Source organism: Caldalkalibacillus salinus (genome assembly GCF_016745835.1).
GTDB classification, from domain to species: Bacteria; Bacillota; Bacilli; order Caldalkalibacillales; family JCM-10596; genus Caldalkalibacillus_A; species Caldalkalibacillus_A salinus.
In genome coordinates this window covers 31,795-54,255 of sequence record NZ_JAERVL010000025.1, presented here as the reverse complement: position 1 = coordinate 54,255, position 22,461 = coordinate 31,795, and the positions used below count along the sequence as shown (strand labels likewise).

Annotated in this window: 29 protein-coding genes; 18 read left to right on the top strand and 11 right to left on the bottom strand. The window is 42.9% G+C overall.

All coding sequences use genetic code 11. From position 1 onward, the window contains the following. Positions 1-33: 33 nt before the first annotated feature. From JKM87_RS14280 to JKM87_RS14265, 4 genes are all read left to right on the top strand, one after another. On the top strand, positions 34-819 hold the full coding sequence (locus JKM87_RS14280; RefSeq protein WP_202081046.1) for a thiazole synthase: 786 nt from the start codon (positions 34-36) through the stop codon (positions 817-819). A 20-nt stretch (positions 820-839) separates the two neighbouring features. Continuing rightward, entirely contained in the window at positions 840-1,964 is a 1,125-nt protein-coding gene (thiO, locus tag JKM87_RS14275; protein ID WP_236838844.1) for a glycine oxidase ThiO, read from the top strand. Between the two features lie 41 nt (positions 1,965-2,005). Further along, positions 2,006-2,818, top strand: coding sequence for a bifunctional hydroxymethylpyrimidine kinase/phosphomethylpyrimidine kinase (gene thiD, locus JKM87_RS14270; RefSeq protein WP_202081045.1), 813 nt, complete (start codon positions 2,006-2,008; stop codon positions 2,816-2,818). A gap of 79 nt (positions 2,819-2,897) precedes the next feature. Further along, positions 2,898-3,719, top strand: coding sequence for a sulfite exporter TauE/SafE family protein (locus tag JKM87_RS14265; protein ID WP_236838843.1), 822 nt, complete (start codon positions 2,898-2,900; stop codon positions 3,717-3,719). A 134-nt stretch (positions 3,720-3,853) separates the two neighbouring features. Here JKM87_RS14265 and yjcZ read toward each other — a convergent pair whose 3' ends face one another. Together yjcZ and JKM87_RS14255 are read right to left on the bottom strand one after the other, a co-directional pair. Then, entirely contained in the window at positions 3,854-3,994 is a 141-nt protein-coding gene (yjcZ, locus tag JKM87_RS14260) for a sporulation protein YjcZ (RefSeq protein ID WP_202081044.1), read from the bottom strand. Between the two features lie 33 nt (positions 3,995-4,027). Next, complete coding sequence (locus JKM87_RS14255) at positions 4,028-4,111, bottom strand: YjcZ family sporulation protein (RefSeq protein WP_202081104.1); 84 nt, start codon at positions 4,109-4,111, stop codon at positions 4,028-4,030. A gap of 533 nt (positions 4,112-4,644) precedes the next feature. On the opposite strand from JKM87_RS14255, the gene JKM87_RS14250 reads away from it, so the two are divergent. Continuing rightward, positions 4,645-4,845 carry a cold-shock protein gene (locus JKM87_RS14250; RefSeq protein WP_202081043.1) on the top strand — a complete coding sequence of 67 codons (201 nt, stop codon included), beginning with the start codon at positions 4,645-4,647 and terminating at the stop codon, positions 4,843-4,845. Between the two features lie 51 nt (positions 4,846-4,896). On the opposite strand, the gene JKM87_RS14245 is transcribed toward JKM87_RS14250, so the two are convergent. From JKM87_RS14245 to JKM87_RS14235, 3 genes are all read right to left on the bottom strand, one after another. Beyond that, complete coding sequence (locus JKM87_RS14245) at positions 4,897-5,532, bottom strand: TVP38/TMEM64 family protein (protein ID WP_202081042.1); 636 nt, start codon at positions 5,530-5,532, stop codon at positions 4,897-4,899. An 82-nt stretch (positions 5,533-5,614) separates the two neighbouring features. Then, positions 5,615-6,043, bottom strand: a complete 429-nt coding sequence (locus tag JKM87_RS14240) for a hypothetical protein (protein WP_202081041.1) — start codon at positions 6,041-6,043, stop codon at positions 5,615-5,617. Positions 6,044-6,261: 218 nt separating this feature from the next. Beyond that, positions 6,262-6,462, bottom strand: coding sequence for a hypothetical protein (locus JKM87_RS14235; protein WP_202081040.1), 201 nt, complete (start codon positions 6,460-6,462; stop codon positions 6,262-6,264). A gap of 492 nt (positions 6,463-6,954) precedes the next feature. On the opposite strand from JKM87_RS14235, the gene JKM87_RS14230 reads away from it, so the two are divergent. Further along, positions 6,955-7,335 carry a 6-pyruvoyl trahydropterin synthase family protein gene (locus tag JKM87_RS14230; RefSeq protein ID WP_202081039.1) on the top strand — a complete coding sequence of 127 codons (381 nt, stop codon included), beginning with the start codon at positions 6,955-6,957 and terminating at the stop codon, positions 7,333-7,335. A 200-nt stretch (positions 7,336-7,535) separates the two neighbouring features. Here JKM87_RS14230 and JKM87_RS14225 read toward each other — a convergent pair whose 3' ends face one another. Then, a complete protein-coding gene (locus JKM87_RS14225; protein ID WP_336885186.1) occupies positions 7,536-7,691 on the bottom strand; it encodes a DUF2759 family protein in 156 nt (51 codons plus the stop codon). Between the two features lie 125 nt (positions 7,692-7,816). Between JKM87_RS14225 and JKM87_RS14220 the strand changes: the two genes are divergently transcribed. Beyond that, entirely contained in the window at positions 7,817-8,653 is an 837-nt protein-coding gene (locus JKM87_RS14220) for a GNAT family N-acetyltransferase (RefSeq protein ID WP_202081038.1), read from the top strand. Here the strand turns inward: JKM87_RS14220 and JKM87_RS14215 are convergent. Further along, a complete protein-coding gene (locus JKM87_RS14215; protein ID WP_202081037.1) occupies positions 8,623-9,021 on the bottom strand; it encodes a peptidyl-prolyl cis-trans isomerase in 399 nt (132 codons plus the stop codon). The two genes, JKM87_RS14220 and JKM87_RS14215, sit on opposite strands and share 31 nt — an antisense overlap. Positions 9,022-9,264: 243 nt before the next feature. Here JKM87_RS14215 and JKM87_RS14210 point away from each other — a divergent pair, with 243 nt between their 5' ends. The 6 genes from JKM87_RS14210 (at position 9,265) to JKM87_RS14185 (ending at position 14,044) form a co-directional block, all read left to right on the top strand. Next, on the top strand, positions 9,265-10,074 hold the full coding sequence (locus JKM87_RS14210; RefSeq protein ID WP_202081036.1) for an alpha/beta fold hydrolase: 810 nt from the start codon (positions 9,265-9,267) through the stop codon (positions 10,072-10,074). Positions 10,075-10,165: 91 nt separating this feature from the next. Continuing rightward, a complete protein-coding gene (gene glsA, locus JKM87_RS14205) occupies positions 10,166-11,062 on the top strand; it encodes a glutaminase A (protein ID WP_202081102.1) in 897 nt (298 codons plus the stop codon). A gap of 129 nt (positions 11,063-11,191) precedes the next feature. Beyond that, complete coding sequence (locus JKM87_RS14200) at positions 11,192-11,503, top strand: Fpa/YlaN family protein (protein WP_202081035.1); 312 nt, start codon at positions 11,192-11,194, stop codon at positions 11,501-11,503. A 98-nt stretch (positions 11,504-11,601) separates the two neighbouring features. Continuing rightward, positions 11,602-12,162 carry a M50 family metallopeptidase gene (locus JKM87_RS14195; RefSeq protein ID WP_202081034.1) on the top strand — a complete coding sequence of 187 codons (561 nt, stop codon included), beginning with the start codon at positions 11,602-11,604 and terminating at the stop codon, positions 12,160-12,162. A gap of 98 nt (positions 12,163-12,260) precedes the next feature. After that, positions 12,261-12,872: a pyroglutamyl-peptidase I gene (locus tag JKM87_RS14190; protein WP_202081033.1), complete on the top strand. Its 612-nt coding sequence runs from the start codon at positions 12,261-12,263 to the stop codon at positions 12,870-12,872. 359 nt (positions 12,873-13,231) lie between these two features. Continuing rightward, complete coding sequence (locus JKM87_RS14185) at positions 13,232-14,044, top strand: TerC family protein (RefSeq protein ID WP_202081032.1); 813 nt, start codon at positions 13,232-13,234, stop codon at positions 14,042-14,044. A gap of 370 nt (positions 14,045-14,414) precedes the next feature. Here JKM87_RS14185 and JKM87_RS14180 read toward each other — a convergent pair whose 3' ends face one another. Both JKM87_RS14180 and JKM87_RS14175 read right to left on the bottom strand, forming a co-directional pair. After that, positions 14,415-14,582 carry a YjcZ family sporulation protein gene (locus JKM87_RS14180; protein ID WP_202081031.1) on the bottom strand — a complete coding sequence of 56 codons (168 nt, stop codon included), beginning with the start codon at positions 14,580-14,582 and terminating at the stop codon, positions 14,415-14,417. Between the two features lie 224 nt (positions 14,583-14,806). Then, on the bottom strand, positions 14,807-15,154 hold the full coding sequence (locus JKM87_RS14175) for a hypothetical protein (RefSeq protein WP_202081030.1): 348 nt from the start codon (positions 15,152-15,154) through the stop codon (positions 14,807-14,809). Between the two features lie 182 nt (positions 15,155-15,336). Here JKM87_RS14175 and acsA point away from each other — a divergent pair, with 182 nt between their 5' ends. The 4 genes from acsA (at position 15,337) to JKM87_RS14155 (ending at position 19,967) form a co-directional block, all read left to right on the top strand. Continuing rightward, positions 15,337-17,079: an acetate--CoA ligase gene (acsA, locus tag JKM87_RS14170; protein ID WP_202081029.1), complete on the top strand. Its 1,743-nt coding sequence runs from the start codon at positions 15,337-15,339 to the stop codon at positions 17,077-17,079. Between the two features lie 540 nt (positions 17,080-17,619). After that, complete coding sequence (locus tag JKM87_RS14165) at positions 17,620-18,018, top strand: GntR family transcriptional regulator (protein WP_202081028.1); 399 nt, start codon at positions 17,620-17,622, stop codon at positions 18,016-18,018. Then, positions 18,005-18,889, top strand: coding sequence for an ABC transporter ATP-binding protein (locus JKM87_RS14160; protein WP_202081027.1), 885 nt, complete (start codon positions 18,005-18,007; stop codon positions 18,887-18,889). Before JKM87_RS14165 ends, JKM87_RS14160 begins: the two co-directional genes overlap by 14 nt. Continuing rightward, complete coding sequence (locus JKM87_RS14155; protein ID WP_202081026.1) at positions 18,879-19,967, top strand: ABC transporter permease subunit; 1,089 nt, start codon at positions 18,879-18,881, stop codon at positions 19,965-19,967. Before JKM87_RS14160 ends, JKM87_RS14155 begins: the two co-directional genes overlap by 11 nt. Before the next feature lie 99 nt (positions 19,968-20,066). Here JKM87_RS14155 and JKM87_RS14150 read toward each other — a convergent pair whose 3' ends face one another. Both JKM87_RS14150 and JKM87_RS14145 read right to left on the bottom strand, forming a co-directional pair. After that, positions 20,067-20,579 (bottom strand): DUF309 domain-containing protein, encoded by a 513-nt coding sequence (locus tag JKM87_RS14150; RefSeq protein ID WP_202081025.1) that lies wholly within the window; start codon positions 20,577-20,579, stop codon positions 20,067-20,069. 75 nt (positions 20,580-20,654) lie between these two features. Next, positions 20,655-21,146, bottom strand: coding sequence for a divergent PAP2 family protein (locus tag JKM87_RS14145; RefSeq protein WP_202081024.1), 492 nt, complete (start codon positions 21,144-21,146; stop codon positions 20,655-20,657). Positions 21,147-21,290: 144 nt separating this feature from the next. Here JKM87_RS14145 and ftsW point away from each other — a divergent pair, with 144 nt between their 5' ends. Next, positions 21,291-22,394: a putative lipid II flippase FtsW gene (ftsW, locus tag JKM87_RS14140; protein WP_419761868.1), complete on the top strand. Its 1,104-nt coding sequence runs from the start codon at positions 21,291-21,293 to the stop codon at positions 22,392-22,394. Positions 22,395-22,461: the final 67 nt, after the last annotated feature.

The window sequence follows — 22,461 nt, the reverse complement described above, 5'->3', positions numbered from 1 at the left end:
ACGAAGCCGAAGCGACCAAGAGGAGGATCACAAATGGACATTTTAGAAAATGACGTTCTAGAAATAGGGGGGCAAAAGTTTCGCTCGCGTTTCATGATTGGAACTGGTCGATATCCGAACCCCTATATTCAACAAGAAGCGATCAAGGCGTCCGAATCAGAGATTTTGACCTTCGCCATTAGAAGAGTGAATTTGGAAGACCCGGAAGAAGATGCCATATTGCAGCACTTAGAGGGGATGTCCTTCACTTATTTGCCGAATACGAGCGGAGCCAAAAATGCGGAAGAAGCGATCCGTATTGCTAGACTCGCGAAGGCATCGGGCATATCCAATTGGATTAAGATTGAAATCAGTGTCAATGAAAAAACGTTGCTACCGGATCCGGTTGAAACATTAAAAGCAACAGAGGTATTAGCGAACGAAGGATTTGTTGTTTTACCGTATACCTCAGATGACCCGGTCTTATGTAAACGGCTGGAAGAAGCGGGGGCAGCAGCTGTGATGCCAGGTGGTGCACCGATAGGAACAGGATTAGGGATATTAAACCCTTATCACCTTCAGCTCATTGTCGAAGAGGCGAATGTCCCGATTATTGTCGATGCTGGTCTGGGCTCCGCTAGCGATGTAGCTCAAGCGATGGAACTCGGGGCGTCTGGCGTTCTCATGAATACCCCAGTGGCCAAAGCGAAAGACCCAGTGAAGATGGCCAGGGCGATGAAACTAGCGATTGATGCCGGACGGCTATCCTACCTTGCCGGACGGATCCCTAAGAAAAAATACGCCACAGCCAGTAGTGTATTAGAACACATCTCTAAGTAGTAAGGGAAGAGGATAGATTAATGATGAGCAAAACACAACCCTGTATCATCGTAGGCGGTGGTGTGATCGGTCTAGCCATCGCCTTTGAACTTGCCTCTAGAGGGCATCAAATCACAATACTGGAACGTGGAGCATGTGGTGGACAAGCAACTGGAGCCGCAGCCGGCATGCTTGCCCCCTACTCTGAGATAGGGGAAGATCCTGATGATTTCTTCACCCTTGCCCACCAAAGCCTGAAAATGTATCCCGAGTGGCAAAGTCGCGTGAAAGAAGTATCACAAATGGATTTTGAATACAACACAAATGGGAGTTTGCATGTGGTGTTCCATGAAGCAGATGAGCTAGGACTTGAGACACGCCTAGAATGGCAAAACGGGTGGGATGTACAGGCTGAGATCGTTAAAGGTCCACAGCTTAGGGCGTTGGAGCCACATCTCACGCCCGATGCAACGGCGGCCATGTATTATCCAGAGGAGCACCATCTCTATGCGCCACATTATGTACAGGCGCTAAAAGAGGCGTGCCTGCGGCTAGGTGTCCAGGTTCAGGAACATGTTGGTGAAGTGACGATCGGTGAAGTGACCCAAGATGTCGTTAACTTGCATACAGAACAACAAGGGGTTTTTCACGCTGAGCGATGTATTCTAGCGACCGGGGCGTGGACTTCTTCTTATGAAAAAACACTTGGCGTTCAACTTCCCGTTTTTCCGATTAGAGGACAAATCTGTGCTTACCAAAACAGGCCAGCCACAGAGGTGAGACATATGGTGTTTTCTAGCCAAGGCTATGTCGTATCAAAAGAAATCGGTAGTGTTGTTTGTGGGGCTTCAGAAGATGTAGCCGGTTTTGAAGTTTCAACCACTGAGAAAGGCATTCAGCGCTTGAAGAAATGGAGTCGCAGACTTTTTCCTTATATGGAAAAAGAGGAGCCATTCCATCAATGGGCTGGATTAAGACCGGCCACACAAGATGGCTATCCCCTCATCGGTACGCTACCTCATCTACCAAATGTGCTCATCTCTAGTGGCCATTATAGAAATGGGATTCTTTTAAGCCCACGTAATGCAACCCTTGTTGCTGATCTCTATGAAGGGAAACAAACAAATATAAACGTACAGCTGTTTGATCCGATGCGTTTCACATAGATTTGTGGTCTAAGGGCAGCTGTATGGTCTGAGGAGGAATTATGGTGGTTTATCGTACTTTAACAATCGCCGGGTCTGATAGCGGAGGCGGCGCTGGCATACAAGCAGATTTAAAAACCTTTCAGGAGTTAGAGACCTTCGGGATGTCAGTCATCACGGCACTAACAGCCCAAAACACTCAAGGTGTTCACGGTGTCTTTCCCCAATCGAGGGAAGCTGTCATCGCTCAACTCGATGCCGTATTATCTGATATTGGGGTAGATGCTGTTAAGACGGGAATGCTGTTCAGCTCTGAGATTATTGAAATTGTTGCAGATTACCTCAATAAGTATAACGTGAAAAACATTGTCATTGATCCTGTGATGGTGGCCAAAGGGGGACAGACTTTACTTCAGGAAGAGGCCATTGAGGCTGTGAGACAAGCCTTAATTCCTATTGCCTCCGTCATCACCCCGAACGTACCTGAAGCAGAAGTGATACTAGGTGGGGATCGTATCACATCTCTAGAAGAAATGGAGGAGGCCGCAAAGCGTATACATGCCATGGGTGCCTCCTGCGTCGTGCTAAAAGGAGGTCACCTGTCAGATGACGATGCAACGGATGTCGTGTTCGATGGACATGATGTCACATACCTGCCAGCCAAGCGGATTGAAACGAAGCATACACATGGGACAGGGTGTACGTTTGCTGCCGCAATAGCAGCCGGTTTAGCGAAGGGACAGGATGTTCGTGAAGCGACGCAGACAGCTAAATCGTTCATCACCTGCGCTATAGAAGAATCCCTTGCTATCGGGCATGGTATTGGACCGACCCATCATGGCGCGTATAAGCGACGTCAGATCGGCCAAAAATGATATCAAAAGCATGTGTGAAATTCTCTGTCAACCTCCTAGGGCCACTAGGAGGTTTCAACGATAGAATAGGAGTATAAAAATGTATTTGTTTTGGATTGTCGTTTTCCTGTTAGGCTTGTTTGCATCGACTGTTGGGAGTTTAGTGGGACTTGGAGGTGGTGTTTTCGTTGTACCAGGCCTATTGTTTATGAGCCATACATTTCCTCCCTTGGCACATGTCACACCACAAATAGCTGTAGGGACCTCTTTACTCGTCGTCAGTTTCACGGCACTCGGGTCCACACTATCCTACGCTAAGAAAAAGACAGTGGACTTCAAGAGTGGATTCTTTTTCTTTCTCGCCAGTGGACCAGGGTCCATAGCTGGCGCGTATTTGAATCAGGGGCTAGACGAGAAATTATTCCATCTTGTTTTTGGATTTATGATGATCATTATTCTTTTCCTTCTGATTAAAAACAAACGAGTGACCCCAAAAGATATACGCTGGCATATGACCCGAACATACACCGATGATCAAGGACAAACAGTAGAATATGGTTATCATTATGTGCTTGCTCTAAGTATTTGTTTTCTCATCGGTTTGGTCCAAGGCTTGCTAGGCATAGGTGGGGGGTCATTACTCGTGCCTGCTATGATCCTACTTTTTTGGTTTCCAACACACATGGCGATTGCAACCACAATGTTTGTTATACTATTGTCTTCAATCACAGGGAGTATGAGTCATATATACATGCAAAACATCGATTGGTTTCTACTTATGATTTTAGCACCTGGTGCCTTAATCGGGGGGCAACTTGGGGCATTGATTGCAAGCAAGGTTTCATCAGAGAAACTTTCTTACTTACTCAAGGGCATGATCTTAATCTTAGCCATATTATCCATATCAGAGGGCATACGCTGAGTATGCTCGAGGTCAGTGTTTCCTTCTTAAGGCGAAACAGAAACATATTCGCTATCGGGGGGGGGGGCACGTTATTAAAAATAAATTGAAAAAAAGCACAACGAAAGGCATCGTTGTGCTTTTTTTACGATTAACTAGTCGGTGAACCCATTCCCTACGATGATAAGGAGGACGAATAGTACAACAATGAGGGCAAACCCTCCAAAGCCTTGTTGTCCGTATCCACCGTAACTGCCACCATAACCACCGTAGTTACATCCACAGCCCCAACTCATGTGTGCATTCTCCTTTCATTTATATATTAAATATTAGTAGATGTTACATCCGCATCCCACGATGATAAGAAGAACGAACAGCACTACGATAAGAGAAAAGTTGTTAAAGTGAGACATGCATGCTCCTCCTTTCCTGTTTAGTTACGATATACTATGCAGGGGAAAAGAATCAGACAGGGCATTCAACTATAGTTATAAAGATTAATGAATGCGCCTTTTCTGACATGCATGGTTGACAGCCTTGTCAAAGTGATTAAGGATACATAGGATATATTACATTAATTCAAACCTCCCGTTTCCAGTGTCCCTAGAAACCTCCTTTTTAATGGCCATGACGTTGTCATGGCTTTTACTATTGTAAGTTCGAATTTTAAATTTGGGAGTTGAATAATCATGATCAGGAATTGACACCGACAGTTTTTTGTTGTAACATGAAATAAATATTAAGGTCACTATAAAGCTGACTTAATATTTAATTTTAAGTGCATTACTGAGAAAGATGGATTGTGGGATTTGAAGTCGTACCGAATAGGAGGATTTCAAGTAACGCCTCCACTTTGGTAGGACTATTTTTGTTTCCCTTCACCCTCTTTTAAGGTAAGTCAAAAAATTTGGCTTATGCCAGAAATTGTTTTAGGAGGTTTTTGTTCATGCAACAAGGTACAGTTAAATGGTTTAACGCAGAGAAAGGTTATGGATTTATCGAGGTTGAAGGGGGTAACGATGTATTCGTTCACTTCAGCGCAATCCAAGCTGAAGGGTTCAAGACATTAGATGAAGGTCAACGTGTTGAATTTGAAATCGTTGAAGGTGACCGTGGACCACAAGCTTCAAACGTTGTAAAACTATAATAATTGACACAAAACATATAGAGTATAACGATATATGGGATTTGAATAGCCTTAGGAGGTTTCTCCTAAGGCTATTTTCTTTTTCCATACGTGATATGCACTTAGCACGATACTTAGGAACGTTGTATAGATGATAACGGTCAGTAGGATGTTTTCTGGATTGGAAAAAGCTTGGTCACCGATGAGGGCGAACAATAACATAGACGGAACTTTGCCAATAGCCGAGGCCACCGCATACACGCCAAACTTTACGTGACTTAATGCGGCATATATGTTGATGATGATAGAGGGCACAATGGGAATCATGCGGGTAAAGACGATAGCAAGAAACGCATTCCGTTCAAATAATACCGTGATCTTTCCCACTATATGATCTTTCTCTAAGTAACGGTCTCCCCAATCACGGAAAACATGGCGGACAAAAATAAATATAACAAGAGACGCACATGTTGAGCCAGTCCAAATCAGTATCCCCCCCAATAGGGGACCATAAGCAGCGCCGATCACAAAGCCAACCACTGGATAGGGAACGACTGGTATAGAGGAGGTTAAAGTGGCGATGACCACGATGATGGGAATGTGTCTAAGGTTGGCGGAACTAATCCAGTCTAATAAACTTTCATGATACGTGTAGATCATCAGCCCAAGTAAAACATAACTAAGTGTAAATCCTATTTTCTTATTCAACATGATGGTCTCCAATGGTAGATGTTGTGATAATACAGATCCATTATGTCTTATTATATAGGATTTATGTCTTAGGCGGATGTTATTTTCTTAACATTTTATGAATAGCACTCAAAAAAGTATCAGGTTCGTCCTGCCACTCTTCAAATGTGGCATGATCAGTGCAAAACGAATGCACAACGCTATCTTGGTGTAAAACCACAATACACAGTAGATAATCCGAATAAGGGTAATACTGCACGTGATAGTCTTCATCCAGATCAACGGTTTGATAATCGTAGGCGGGCGATGGTTTGTCTGCATCGGTATGTTTGAGTAAATGTTCCCGACAGATCGTTTCTAATTCTTCGGGGTTTTCCATCCAGTCTTCAATTTGCTCGTGGTCCGTACAAAAAGCATGGTAGGAATGACCCTTATACAAAATTTCAGCACAACTGATGTAATCTGAAAAGTCATAGACAGAAAGTGTAATATCGTTACTCACCCTATAATTGACCTTCTTTTTATCCAATTGTCTTCCTCCTTCTACCCCGTAATATAATCTGAATAGCGAAAGCTCAGGTTACCTTACTATATAATATATATGTCCTTTTGCCATTTTCAACCCTTTTCTTTGGAGATGATCCGTCATTGATTTTTGTTATTTCGTAAATCCTTATGGTAAAATTAGACTGGAGAGGTCAAGGTAACGTGACATTCAGGATAAAAAAGGAAAAAGGTAAATAAGCATTATAATGATTCATATATGTCTCTCGTTGACACTTCCTGTATAGCAACATTTTCAGAACGACCACAGTTTGTGCAGAAGGCGTAATGAATACACTGTTCATTTTGAACGTCTGCGTAGCCATTGGACATATCGACATGATCGTACTCTCTATAAGGACTGTAATCAGCAAAAAAATCGGCCAGACGCCCCTGATTATCCATGTTTTGAGAGCAATGGGGACAAACGTATTGAAATGGTTCCAGACCATTACAAATTGGACACATAGACATGTTTAACATCCTCCACTCATGCATTAACATAAAGGGTATCATTTTACTTAAGTGACACCTATTTCGGTATAACGCTTACAACGCTTGTGTATTAAATGATTGACCTTATTGTAAACGGAAAAAGGGAGCGTTATGCAATTGAGATGCCAATGAAGAGTAAAACCTGATATAATGTTACATGGTCTGTCAGCCAATGCGTATCAGTACCTTACTTTAGAGACCTTTAGTAGACATAATGAAAGCGAACATACGGGTGGATCGGTATTGAGCTGTTAAGACTAGACATTGAATAAGCTGAATTAATTAAGCTGCATTATATATAACCTGCATTAAGCTGAATGATATGTAACCTGAATTAAATCATTTGAATTAAAATAAGCTGTCAATGGAAGCTTGATTTTATATAGACGGAGTTGGTTTTACATGGGTAAGTACACATTGGTGAAACATTTTTGGATGTCCTGTGCTCACAGTGTCAAAGGGGCAGGGAAGTGCGAACGCGTACACGGTCATAATTATAAAGTCACCTTTTGCGTTGAAGGAACTGAGCTAGATAGTAGCCAAATGCTCATCGATTTCCGTGAGGTGAAGCACGCCATTGAGAAACGTTATGATCATCATCTCCTCAATGATTTTCCTGAATTTGATCCGGAACAGGGGGGCGCGATCCCTTCCACTGAGAAAGTAGCGGAGGTTTTTTTCAATCATATTAAGACCTTATGTGAGAGCAAGACGAATCGACCGCAAGTGAAGTGGGTGGAGGTTGAAGAAACAAACGAAGCGTATGCCCGCTATGAAGAATAAACTAGTTTGGCACCTATAGGATGACACCTGCAAATGTAAGCACATGATGCCTCGGGTAGAAATAAAATAAAAACGGTCCTTAGCGACCGTTTTTTGTTTAAAACTATTGTCTTTTTTTTTTAACATGTTATTGGTTATCCGTATATATAAGCAATATTTTTATTTAGCACATGATAAAAGATGAACTTAATCCCCTATGGTTATTGTGGGAATAAAATAGACATCACAGCAAACCACCCAAATACAGCGGCTGCGGTGGCAGACATCCCCATACCGAGAAGATTTTTTTCTCGTACCATCTTCAAGCATCCCCAAACGCAAAGCAAGGCAATAATAATGGCAGTTATTTCAAACACAACTTTAACCTCCTTATCGCTAGTATGTATCCTTCACAATATTTTACTCTTAAAACACCCGTTTGTCGAGGTATAGGCATATAAAGGTAGTAACGATTCAGTGAAATTAGAAAGGAGTCATCTATATGCCTCATGCTATTGTTCCCATAAATCATCGGGAACGTCAACGTATTTATGACTTCTTAAAAAGTCATGAGTCTTGGCATGTCATGCTTTTAGACGCACTGGAGCAGTTAGAACATCATAACACAAAGCAACGATGGTATGCTGAAGTGAGCAATAGTAGCATCAAGGGCATTATATACAAACATGAGTCCTTAATGCTTTTTGGGTATGCCCACCCGCCTTCTACAAACTCACCTCTGTATCATTGGATACAGCATGAAACGCCCCAGTTTATTACTCACGGTAACCGTGATGTCATTGAGACGATATTGACAAACCTGCCACATGGCGGACGTATAAACTGTTTGGAAAAAGCGTACTTCTTAGTGCAAAGTAATCAGACAGAGAAACAGTTGGCTCGTCTCTACTCTCCCATGAAAGGGATTACGATTCGTCATGCGACGCCATTAGACTTCCCTCTCATCCAACATTTATTTCAGGCAAGTGAGGTGGAAAGCCTGATTGATCAAAAGCTGATACAGACGCTCATTCATCGTCAAGATCTTTTTCTCGCCGTTAACACAAATCAGCCGCGCGCCATCATGGGCACGATGATGGTTTTAAAAAAATCGCCAAAATATGCCTTGTTAGGTGGTCTTTATGTAGACCCACACTATCGACATAACGGCATAGCGACAAGCCTAGCGCAGGCCGTCATACGCGATTGCCTACGCAAAGGGAAAAAGACATGTTTCTACTATCATAATGAAGCGCTTACGCCTTTCTATAATAAAGCACAATATATAAAACAGGGACAGTGGGTGACTTATTCAGTCACTTCAAATCCTGTGATATGAGTAATAGGTGCTTCGTTGTACCGTTGGTCACCGTAATAGAGATGAACAGGACCATCTTCTTTTAGAGGGCTTCCACCTTGAGAGAAACCAAGGACCGCTTGAAGTGCCTCGTCCATCGTCAGAGTGATGACCTCGCTGTCGTTCACATGACATTTGACGTATTTTGCTTCTGGCATCGGTTCTGCATTTTTAAGGAAAGGTTCAAATGGTATACCGTAGGAACCGGTTATTGTGCGTTCGTCAACCTCTTGCCTCTCACCTTGTTGTGTGTATACGTCTAAATCTATTTTTCTTCTGTCAAAAATCCATACGCTAGGGTCTAAGTGTATGGTGAACTTTGTGGCACCTTTAATTTGAATGACATCCATGTTAAGATAACGTCCTTTCTGTAATGGCTTTTTAGGTAATGAGTCGTCTCCATTATAAAAGCTTGACGTCTTTTTGTCACATCACAGTATAAATCAAATGTGTGCAGTTTCGAAGCAGGAAGTGAGGACCGGTAATGGAAAAACTATGCTGTGCAGAGAGGGATGGAATCTGTTATGATATAGATTGGACAATTTTTGTAACCTTTTGTCAAAATAGATCGATGGATGGAGTGAGCGTAAGACGTGAGACATTATTACGAAATCCATGGACAAGAGAATAAAGAGTGGCTCATCCTACTACATGGCGCTGGTGGTTCAACAAGAATGTGGTACAAGCAGGTCCAAGCATTCGCCAAGCATTTTAAGGTTTTGGTGTACGATATTCGAGGACATGGCGAAACCCTTAAGCAGATGCCAGTGGATGAAGCAGACTATTCTTTTGATATGGCTGCCCACGACCTAAAGCAACTATTACAACAGTTAAATATTAAGCAAGCTCACTTTTGTGGTGTGTCTTTTGGCACCATGATTCTACAACGCTTTGTGGTTCACTACCGGCATATGGTTAAAAGTTTAATTTTCGGTGGACTGATTACCAAGTATTCATGGTTTATTAGAGGTATGATTCTCGTAGGGGACAAGCTATTAGTCCGCTGGTGTGACAAGGATATTGTCTACCGACTGTTCGCCTATCTGTTCATGCCTAAGAAACGACATGCAGCTGCCCGTAAACTGTTTATCCGAGAGTCAAAAAAGGTCACAACAGAAGCGTTTCTCAAATGGTGGCGTGCCATACAAAAAGAGCGTATATTTGAATCCCTTCCAACAAATATTAATATTCCAACCCTCGTGATGATGGGGGACGAAGATCACGTATTCTTAAAAACGGCGAAACTCATTCACCAGAAATTCACGAATGTCACGTTTCGCGTCTTTCAGAAATGTGGACACGTATGCAGTCTAGAAAAACCAAAACAATTCAATCAGTACACGATTGATTTCATATTGTCGCTCACATCTGATAACGCTAAAAAAGTAGCGGCGAACGAATAAACGTTGTTTAAAGGAAGGGTAAGCGGTGCTCACATCACGATTCGGACAGGAAACATTATCCTCTACTGAGCTCAAAAGAGAGCTTAATCTCATGGTTGAAGAGCATCAAATGTTATGCTGTGAAGGTGAGGTTGCCGACTATATACCGGAGCTAGGGAAGGTGGACCCTTCCCTTCTTGGTGTCAGTGTTTGTACATTGGATGGTGAAGTGGTTGAAGCGGGCGATACCTCAAGACCATTTACGATGCAAAGTATCTCAAAAGTGTTGGCTTTAGCGTTAGCATTAATGGACCGAGGCGAGGATGTCGTTTTTGATGTGGTCGGTATGGAACCGACAGGGGACCCCTTTAACTCCATCATTAAATTAGAGACGATGAATCCACGCAAACCTCTCAACCCGATGATCAATGCTGGTGCCATAGCAGTGACATCTCTGATAAACGGCCAAACGGTTAATGACAAGCTAGGAAGGCTTTTACAGTTTGTACATGAATTAAGTGGCAATACCAAGATTTCTGTCAATGAAAAAGTGGCTCGGTCAGAGCATGAAACAGCGCATTTAAACCGTGCCCTTGCCCATTTTATGAAAGAAGACGGTGTGCTAACCGGTTCAATCGAAGACATTTTAGCGTTATATTTTCAACAGTGCGGCATAGAAGTCACCTGTTTAGATTTAGCACGGATAGGCGCCGTCTTAGCCAATGAGGGTAAAGATATTGCGAGCGGTAGACAAATGATGCCTGTACATGTCGCGCGAATCTGTAAAACATTCATGGTCACCTGCGGGATGTATAACGCTTCTGGAGAGTTTGCTATTCATGTAGGCATACCGGCTAAAAGTGGCGTGTCCGGCGGTATATTAGGCGCTGTGCCGTTCCAACTGGGCATCGGTGTATTTGGACCTTCTCTTGATGAGAAAGGTAACAGTGTCGGTGGTGTCTCATTACTCGAGTCTATATCTAAACGCTGGGACTTCAGTATCTTTTAGAATCTTTTATGATCCTTCTACTTTTTTGCTTATCACCAGGCCCTGAGAGCAAATATTTTATGGATTTCTTGCAATTTTTCGTCCAACGTCTTATCATGAAGAGTAGGATGGACGAACGGAGGGATACAATTGTCAACCGAAACCGTACTAGAGAGCAATGAGAAGGCGTTGGCTCTATTAAAGGCTGATGCAGACAAGATCTTAAAGCTAATTGCTGTGCAGATGGAAAATTTGACAATGCCCCAATGCCCTCTTTATGAAGAAGTCTTAGATACCCAAATGTTTGGACTTTCTCGTGAAATAGATTTTGCTCTACGTTTAGGTTTGATTACAGAAGCTGCAGGAAAACAGATTTTATCACAATTAGAGCGTGAGCTAGCTCAACTATATGATAAGTATGAAAATTACCAAAAAGAGCAGAACAACGACACATCTCAATGATGAGGGACCGAAAAAGGTCTCTTTTTATTTAAGGTCAGGTCATAGCATATTTTCGCATTTTTTCGTACCTGAATGAACAGGACAGTGAGGCGATTGTTTTGGACGTATTATACATATTTTTACTCCTCATTTTGTTTTTCCCTGTCGTGTCTTATATACACGAGTGGGGGCACGTGAGTGTAGCCAAGCTATGCCAGATGCAAGTCACCCGTGTGCAGTTAGGGACGGGGCGGTCCATTAAAGCCTGGAAACATGGTAGGATTCCTTTTGAGTGGAATTGGAACAATTTCTTGGGAGGCTATACCGAGGTGAAGGACGAAGAGGCGTACCCTAAATGGCAACGCTTATGCGTAGCCATGGGGGGCGGTGTCTTAAGCTTCATAACCTATATTTTAAGCTGGGAGCTTTATGTGACATTCAGCCAAAGCTTGAACACTCTCCTCGCTCATGCATTATATGTCTTTCTCGTCTTGAATCTCTACATGACCGTCGTTCAATGGTTACCCTATCGTAAGGGTATCTCACGGTTGAAAAAGGGATGGCCCTCTGATGGACTGATGGTATTGAGTATTATTTTTTCTAGAAACCATGTGAAGGCTAGGAACCAAGAGAAGACAGGCCAAAAAGCAAAGGGGAACAAGGGGCATCAATCAACTTAATGGATTATTTTTTTTGACATTTCTTATAAGTTTTAATCTTACTTGGCATCTCACTTGGCCATAAGATTAACGTCGTAAGAACTAAGGGAGAGGATACGATGAGTGAAAAACAGATCTTACTCACAGGTTTCGAGCCTTTTTTAGATCACCCTATTAATCCAACCGAAGAAGTGGTAAGCGCATTAAACGGTCAGCAGGTTGGGCCTTACAAGGTACAAGGGGAAGTATTACCCGTTGTCTTTGATGAAGCGGGAAAAGCCATAACGGAAATGATAAGAGAACGTCAACCGGACGCCATCGTTTCATTGGGACTAGCTGCAGGTAGAGTGAATGTAACGCCTGAGCGCATCGCTATAAACTGTCGAGATGGTGCGGTGGATAACGAAGGCGTTGCCTGGAAAGATGCCCCCATTGAACAAGACGGGAAAGCAGCCTACTTTTCCACTCTACCGATAAGGAAGATGGTGGATCGATTGGTAGGCGCCAAGTATCCTGCCAAAATAAGCAATACAGCGGGGACTTACGTCTGTAACAATGTCATGTATCAGACGTTGTATACACTTGAACAAGAGGGGAGATCACATATTCCGGCTGGCTTTATACATATACCAGCTAACCATGAATTGGCTTGTCATCAACCGAAGTACGCCAGTTGGTCGACGTCTGATCTCATTTCTAGTATTAAGCTGTGTTTGGAAACCATAGAGTGAGTCGTAGATCATAAATCATTGATAATCAAAGTCTTTGATATGTTTGATATCTTCTTGATATGTTCTTGACAGTTATCGCATCATTGATTTAATATATAAGCAAATCTAATAAATTGTTACATAGGCATATAACTTTAAAGGGGAGTAGCTGTGACAATAAATTCGTCATTACGAGACTGACGTCTCCGGATTTATTGGCAATGATTCATTGTTAGTGAGACCTTTACCGTTAATACGGTAGAGGTCTGTCCATTATATGGGCCTTTACCAGTGTGGTGAAGGTCCTTTTTTATGTTTATGTATTGAAACATTTTTACAACCATTTCACTACTTATCATTCTTAGAAAGAAGGGGCTTACATGGATTTTTCATTATTGATTGAGTATGGCTGGGTATTACTCATTCTTATTGTGTTAGAAGGGCTACTTGCGGCAGACAATGCTCTTGTTTTAGCCATCTTAGTCAAACATCTTCCTGAGGAAGAAAGAAAGAAAGCGTTATTCTATGGATTGGCAGGAGCATTTGTCTTTCGTCTCGGTTCAATCTTTGCTATTTCCTTACTGGTCGGTGTGTGGCAGGTACAGGCGATCGGTGCTATGTATTTAATCTTTATTGCATTAAACTACTTGTACAAAAAATATGTTAAATATCAAGTTGAGGACTCACAGGAAGAAGAAAAGAAGCTGGGAAAGGGTTCTGGTTTTTGGATGACCGTGCTAAAGGTCGAGCTAGCGGATATAGCGTTTGCTGTCGATTCGATACTCGCTGCGTTTGCCATAGCTTTAACGCTCCCTGCTACATCTTTACCTCCGATAGGCGGCATAGACGGTGGTAAGTTCCTTGTGGTCTTTTTAGGTGGATTTATCGGTTTAGTCATTATGCGTTTTGCGGCTACGTTCTTTGTCAAACTATTACAACGCCGTCCTGGATTAGAAACAGCAGCCTTCCTCATCGTGGGCTGGGTTGGGGTGAAGTTAGCTGTTTATACGTTGTCCCACCCGACTCTGGGGGTATTGCCGGAGCATATCGAAGAGCTTAAAGCATGGAAAATCACGTTTTATGCCGTCCTCATTCTTATTGCAGTTGCTGGTTGGTTCTTATCTAAGGAAGTCGACAGTGAAGAAGAGGAGAGCAAACTGGAGATGGATCAAGGCGTATCGAAAGACATATAGATGTGTCTTTTATAAGAAGTGAAACATTTTAAGGTATCCATAGAATACCAACAGTATTCCAATCCCGGCTTTTATCATTAATCTCCATGGCATACCATGACCCTCCTGTGTCATCTAAAGGTATCAAACCTCTACAAATGGTCTTGTTATTTACTATATGCGCGGCAACGATGTTCCGTTCCACTGTTGCCACGCCCCTAGACCAGTGACAAGAGGGAAAGGGTATACTGCTAGGATATGGCATACCACGTCCTTTGAGTAATCAGTCAAATGAAAAACCTCTTCTAACCATAAAGTAGAATGGTGGTAGAAGAGGTTTTTTACATCATTTACGACCACCCCGAGCGGGTGGTCCTATGAGGCATTGTAACTATGAGCCAGAACCATAAAAATAACCTGAACCTACAATAATTAAGAGGATAAATAGAACAACGATTAATTCAAAGCCTCCATTGTATCCTCCGTATCCGTGACCATAACCTGGTCCTTGCCCTGGTCCGTATCCACCTACGCCACTGACGCCGCAACCGTGGTGCATAGCAAAACCTCCTTTGAAGTGTTGTACCCTTACATTTATACCTTATGTATGCCTTGGTCTATTTGGAAGAGGGCATGAGCGGAATTTATAGTTATTTACCTGCGGTTTTGACAGGTTTGCTGGGGTACAAAAACACATCAAGGTCCTATCTAGGGAAGTCCTATCTACGGAAGTCAGTCCAACCTAGGGAGGCCATTCAATCTATGGCTGTTCAATTGGATAGCCTATGTAAGAGACTGATAAATGTCTAACGCTTTGGGGATATCCTCTTGGTTGAAGGCCTGCAAGAATTGATCGGTGTCGTTGTAGTAGAGTCGATTACCCTGCACATAGCCCTTATGATTCATTAAGATTAATAAGGCCGCGATATGGTAAAAGGGGACCCCCGTCTTCTCCGCATCATATATCCCCTGCTCTTGCATATATTGATCAAAATAGCGTACATAAGTCACGTTCAATTGACGTTCTTCCCCTTCATAATGATAAGTCACGTCAGATTGGTTGAATAAATCCTCCAAGGTTGTTGGCAGTTTCTTCTCACATTCAAAACCCGTACTATACAATATGTCCATAACATCCTCACCCCTAAAAGTAGCTTCAATCCCATTATACCAAAAATAAAGGGCTTTCAATAGAAACATGGCGGACTGTCATTTTTAAAATAAATCAAAAATTGAGAAAACACACATAATTTGATATACTAACATCAAAACTATACGAACTAGATTCCAAAAACTTGAAGCGAGGTGTCGTTATGAAAGTGGAAAGCATAGCACCAGTAGGAGAAGGCCATCAGCTACATAACTATGACGAAACATACCAATCTTTTTCTTGGGAAGAGGTAGAAAAAACGTTCAGTTGGCACGAAACGGGGAACGTTAATTTGGCATATGAAGCAATAGACCGACATGCCGAAGGATCTAGGAAGCATAAGGTTGCACTGTATTATAGCGATACCAACCGTGACGAATCGTACACATTTCAAGACTTAAAGGAAAAGTCTAATCAGGCTGGAAACATGCTGCGGGAACTAGGTGTGAAAAAAGGAGACCGAGTGTTTATCTTTATGCCTCGTTCGCCGGAGCTATATTTTAGTATCCTCGGGGCGATTAAGATTGGTGCCATTGTGGGGCCCTTATTCGAGGCGTTTATGGAAGGTGCTGTGAGAGATCGTTTAGAGAATTCTGAAGCGGTCGCTCTCGTCACAACACCGACATTATTACCACGTGTGCCTGTGAACGATCTTCCTGCGTTAAAACATGTCGTTTTAGTATCTGATGAGGAAGCCGACCTAGACACTTTATCCCAACGTTATGAGGGGACACAATTCTACAACTTTTTCAATAAAATGAAAACGCATTCAGACAACCTTGATATTGAGTGGGTCGATAAAGAGGATGGACTCATATTACATTATACATCCGGATCAACAGGGAAGCCCAAGGGTGTCATGCACGTACACTATGCGATGCTGCAGCATTATCAGACAGGAAAATGGGTGTTAGACCTTCAGGAGGATGATGTATACTGGTGTACGGCTGATCCAGGCTGGGTAACAGGTACCTCCTATGGCATCTTCGCTCCTTGGCTTAATGGAGCTACGAACGTGATCCGCGGCGGTCGATTCAGCCCTGAGGATTGGTATGAAACCATTGAAAAGTATAAAGTGACTGTCTGGTACAGTGCCCCAACGGCATTCCGTATGTTGATGGGTGCTGGCGAAGACGTGGTCAACAAATTTGATCTGAGCTCTCTTAGACACATTTTAAGTGTAGGAGAACCGCTCAATCCTGAAGTCATTCGCTGGGGTATGAAAGCATTTGAGAAACGCATTCATGATACGTGGTGGATGACCGAAACGGGTGCGATGCTCATCTGTAACTACCCTTGCATGGAGATGAGACCGGGATCGATGGGTAAACCATTACCGGGTGTTGAAGCTGCCATCATTGATGACGAAGGGAATGTGCTATCACCGAATCAGATGGGGAACCTGGCGATTAAAGTCGGTTGGCCATCGATGATGCGAAAGATATGGAAGAATGAGCCTAAATATCAAGAGTACTTCAGAATTAAAGGCTGGTATGTCTCCGGGGATTCCGCGTACATGGACGAAGACGGATACTTCTGGTTCCAGGGACGGGTTGATGATGTGATTATGACAGCGGGAGAACGTGTCGGGCCTTTTGAAGTAGAAAGCAAATTGGTGGAGCACCCAGCAGTGGCTGAAGCTGGTGTTATCGGTAAACCGGATGCTGTCAGAGGTGAGATCATTAAGGCCTTTATTGCTTTACGTGCAGGACATACACCTTCCGATGCCCTTATTGAAGAGATCAGAGCCTTTGTGAAAAAAGGACTCGCCGCTCATGCAGCACCAAGAGAAATTGAGTTCAAAGACAAATTACCAAAGACGCGGAGTGGTAAGATCATGCGTCGCGTGCTAAAAGCTTGGGAACTAGGGCTGCCAACTGGAGATTTGTCTACGATGGAAGATTAGGACGCAAATCCAATAAATAATCAAGGACTGCTAACGTACTAACGTTAGCAGTTTTTTTTGTTCTGTTTCTCATGCCCATCATAGCCTACAAATGAAGTGGTCAATCGTCCAATTTGTATTAAGGCTCCGCAACCATTCTTACAACCGGTCTACATCCAGTCTCTATCAAGTCCTACCCATATTGTCCCATCCATACTAGGACATTTGTAAGGCCTGGATACACGCTTGCCTAAATTGTCTGGACACACGACCCCTTTAGATTTAGTGTATCAGCCCCGCACATCTTCTAGTCTCGCACATTTTCTCACAAACCATTGACCCTTAAGAATAGGGTTAATGGTTTTTTTGATCATAAAATAGGGTCATAAAAAAGGATTGACAAACACGACCCGTCGTTATATTGTATTATCTATTTAATATAATACACTTAATACAGTTAGCATAAAGAAGCATGCTACATGGAGAGACATAGAGAAGGAGGAGATTAGTGCATCGACTGCTACACATTGACGTTAAGCTTTTTGAAAAGGAGGAGTGAGGATGCAGTTTCAATTAGACCCGAGAAGTAATATGCCGATCTGGAAGCAGGTTGTCCAACATATCCAGGAACAAGTTTTGCGAGGCGTACTCCAGCCTGGTGACAAGCTACTATCTGTTAGAGAAATGTCTGCTCACTTACTGGTCAACCCTAACACGGTCAGTAAGGCTTATCAGGAGCTTGAACGATTAGAGGTTATAGAAACGTTACGCGGAAAAGGGACGTTCATCTCTCAATCTCCGCAAGTGAACCATGACCCTAAGAAAATAGAGGAACTACAAGAACGACTCAGGACCATTGTGATAGAGGCTTCTTACCATGGGATTAGCGAGTCAGAGTTAAATAAATGGGTGAACCAACACTTTCAAGCACTGGGAGGGAAACAGAATGCTGACGGTTAAAAATTTAAGTAAAGCAATAGACAATGAACTGATCTTTGACAATGTTAATTTCAGTATTAAAAAAGGGAGCATAGTAGGTCTGTTAGGTCGGAACGGTGTTGGGAAAACCACATTATTAAAAACGATGATGGGCATTATAGATCCGGATCAGGGTGACGTACATATTGATAATCAGAGCATTTTAGACCACCCTAGAGTGAAAACAAGAATGGCTTATGTACCTGACTCAACAGAAGTGTTAAAACACTACACGATACAGGAACTACAGCAATGGTATGCGGACATTTATCCCGCATTTGACGAGCAGAAATTTTACCAGTTGCTCAAACGTTTTGAACTCCCGAATAATGGCAGGCTTAGAAAGTTTTCGAAGGGGATGAAGGCGTCTTTCTTTGTGGCTTTAGTGGCATCCACCATGACGGATGTGATCTTACTCGACGAACCGACTAACGGATTAGACCCCATCATCAAAAAGAACATTCTTCAATTTCTGTTAGAGGAAGTCTCTGAGAGAGAAGTCTCTCTCGTGATCTCGACGCACCATCTGCATGAAATTGAAAAGGCAGCGGATACCGTATTGCTTATGAAGGGCACCACGTTGGCTAAACAGATTAACTTAGATGACATCAGTCGGGAGTACGCCAAACTTCAGGTCGTCCTTTCAAATAACACGAGAGAGGTATTAGAGAACATAGAGGGGGTACACGTTCTTAGCGAGGTAGGGCGGGTGACGACCGTTTTGCTCCAGGGGAACACAGAGTATATTCGTAACCAAATCCGTAAGCATGATCCTATTCTAATGGATGAACTATCCATTTCTCTAGAAGATATCTATACGACTCACTTAGGGGGAGATGACCATGTGGTCTAGAAGCTTATGGAGACAAAACTATAAACAAGCGAAAACCATGATTTGGGGATTCATACTGGTTTCATTACTACTGCCATATAACCTGTTTCAGGAATCTGTATCCATCAACAACGAATGGCCGAAGAATCTGGATTCTCATCACCGTGTTTCACCGCCACCGAGCGCCTATGATATGTCATATTACTTTATGGATACCTCCTTGATCCTTCAAGGGATGGTCGTTATCATTATGGCTTCTTTACTACTGGGACTTCAAAGGACGAATCAATCGTATGAGTTAACATTATCTTTGCCCTACTCTAGACAAGAGATTATGCTTTCAAAGTGGTTGCTTGGGGTGTTGACCATCGTAGGGAGTGTCGCGGTATCCGCTCTATTATCGCTTATCGTCATCCAGACGACGATATTAACGGAGTACTTCCACCTAGAAGTACTGGGTTATTATGTCATCTTTGCAATACTAGGGACTGTTGCCATTTTTAGCTTTGCCACAATGTTTGGCTATCTCACCGGCAGCTTCTTCGCTCAGGCAGTGTTAACCTCGATCTTTGTTATTTTTCCTATCCCCTTTGCTGAACTTGTGCGAACGTTCGTTTCTAATCATACTGGGGAGTTTGTTAGCATGAGCGGGTTCACGGACAGCATGTCGTTGGTGACCCTAGCGATGTATGTTGCAGATTTTGGGTATCGTGCGAGTGACGCCATCCATAGAGAGGGTGGTCTGAGTGGTATAGGGACCGTGATCCTGGTATGTGGTTTATACACGCTACTGTCTGTTGCACTGGCTTATATCCTATCACGTCATGCGAAAGCGGAACACCACGGCAGAACGTTATTATATCAATCCATAGAACCCATTTTAAAAGCGGGTGTGATTGTATGCTTCTTTCTCACGGGTGGTATGTTCTTCAGCGAGATAAACTATCATGGAGGCGAGCGTTCACTTGTTTCTTACTACATGGGAGGTATCCTGTTCGCAGGCATTGCTTATTACGTGTTAACAAAGCTGTTAAATATCCGATTCAGGTTCCAATATCCTACTAAAAACCATAACAAAAAAGTGAATGCAACAAAATAATGGTATACACTTAAAGATAGTACAAAAGCAAGTAGTGGCGCACTCTAGGGATTACCAAGGATCATGACCCAATGGTAAGGCTAGAGACGCTCTACTTGCTTAGTATTTTTTCTGTCTCTCGTTTAAGTTGCGTAACCTTTCCTCAATAACGTCTTGACGGTCACGTCGTGTATGCTTATGCAGCAGGAACGCATCATCTAGATTGCTCGGGTTATTCCATACCTTACCCTGTAGCTGACAGATATCTAAACAACGTTGCTTAAGGTCTTCCTTCAGAGGGAGTTCAATGCTCTGGTAGGGCTGGTGAAGGTCGATGTCTAGTAATCGACGGCGTAAGTCATCAATTAACGTCGGCGCTTCTACGCCCAAACCACTCACTTGAGCCTGCTCTTGTTCAAGAATGCGAATGGCGCCTTTCATCATTTTACCGGCTCCGTTGAAATTTCCTCTGCGTTGGTGATAAAGCGCAACGGCCAGCTGTATAAAGCCCACCCAAACCTTATCCTTCTGATCTTGCTCTTTCCAATACTCCTCGAGTACTTCATGGCATTCAAAGTAATCGCGATCAGCATGAAAGTAGATGAGATAATCAATAAACGCTTGTGGATACAAAAATAACCCTCCAAAACATAATTGTTGCTCTTATTATATCATGTTCAGGTGTAGGAGGGTCATAGAAGGCCTCATTTATTTCTTACCAAACCAACGGCGTTTACTTTTGGGTTGAAGGGCGTAGCTGACAGCCCCTATACCAATACCTAATAGTGCACCAGCGAGCACTTCCAGCGGTTGATGCCCTAACGATTCCTTCAGTTCTTCTTCACGGCGGATATGTTCAACACCTGGATGATGGCCGGTGAGAACCTCCATATGCTTATCCAAATCGTTCACCTGAATGGCTGTTTCTCCAGCATAACGACGAATGGTAGAAGCGTCGTACATGACGATGATGCCCAGCATGGAGGCCAAAGCGAACGTACTAGAAGACCACCCTTCTTTTAATCCAAGATACGTTGCCAAGGAGGTCACGCCACAAGAGTGAGAACTCGGCATACCACCCGTACTCACAACTTGTTCAAGTGTAAGATGTTCAGCATCCTCTTCTAGATAGCGTGTAGGGATTTTTAAAAGCTGGGCGATGGCTATACCACTGAGTCCCGTTGCGATCGCTCGATTCATATGATCACCTCGTGCCTAGTTTCTCCTGATTTTAGAGTTTTATCACATAAAAGCAGGGAATTGAGACCTAGGAATCGAATAAGAACGTAAGAAGATGAAACAGATGAGACCTGTATAAAAGGAAGGGTTTGACTAATGGAAGACATCCAAACAAGAGCAAAACAACCAGACTTTCTCATTCTACTTCTAACCTTTATCCTTCTTGGTGTTGGCTTGGTTATGGTATATAGCTCGAGCCAAATTATAGCTTACCTAAGCGAGTATAAGGACCCAGCCCACTTTTTTAAACGGCAACTCGTTTGGGCCATTGGTGGGCTTATTGGTATGGTCATCGCGATGAATATTCACTATGACGTTTATCGTCGTTATGTGCCTATCATGCTTGGGGGGCTTTTTATCTTAATGGTATTGGTTTTAACAGACCTAGGGGTGTCCCGTAACGGTGCCCAGCGCTGGTTGAATTTAGGCTTTACCAATATACAGCCTTCAGAATTTGTGAAGATTGGGCTGATTATATACCTGGCGTCAATCTACTCGAAGAAACAGTCTTATATCACTAATTTCAAGCGAGGGCTCATTCCACCTCTCATTGTCGTCGCGATTTTCTTTATGCTGATACTGTTACAGCGAGACTTGGGAACAGGCATGTCTGTCTTGTTCTTTACCATGGTCATGATTTTTTGTTCAGGTGCCCAATTTAGACATATGTTTGGCTTAGGGGCACTCACATCTGTCCTTTTCACTGTTTTCGTATTAACGAGTGATTATCGAGTGAAGCGTGTAACCTCTTATCAGAATCCATGGGAAGACGCCCAAAATACGGGATATCAACTAATACAATCGCTTATAGCCATTGGCAATGGTGGCTTTACTGGGAGAGGTTTTGGAAATAGTATACAAAAGTATCTCTACCTGCCCGAGGCCCAGACGGACTTTATTTTCGCCATTACAGCGGAAGAACTCGGACTAGTGGGTGTTTCCTTCATCCTTGTGTGTTATGCGCTTTTGATTGTCAGAGGCATTCGGGCGGCTGTCCGAGTCCCAAACACTTTCGGTACGTTACTAGGAATTGGGATCGTGTCTATGATTGGCGTTCAGGCGCTAATTAATATTGGCGTGGTGTCTGGAAGACTACCCGTTACGGGTATTTCCTTGCCATTGATCAGTTATGGAGGGTCTTCACTCTTGTTAACACTGTTTTCAATTGGTATTCTATTAAACATATCCAGACACGGTCGTGATGATTAAATATTCACATTGTGTTATAATCTATCAAAATATAGAAAACAGAAAAAAAGGAATTTTATTAGGAGGG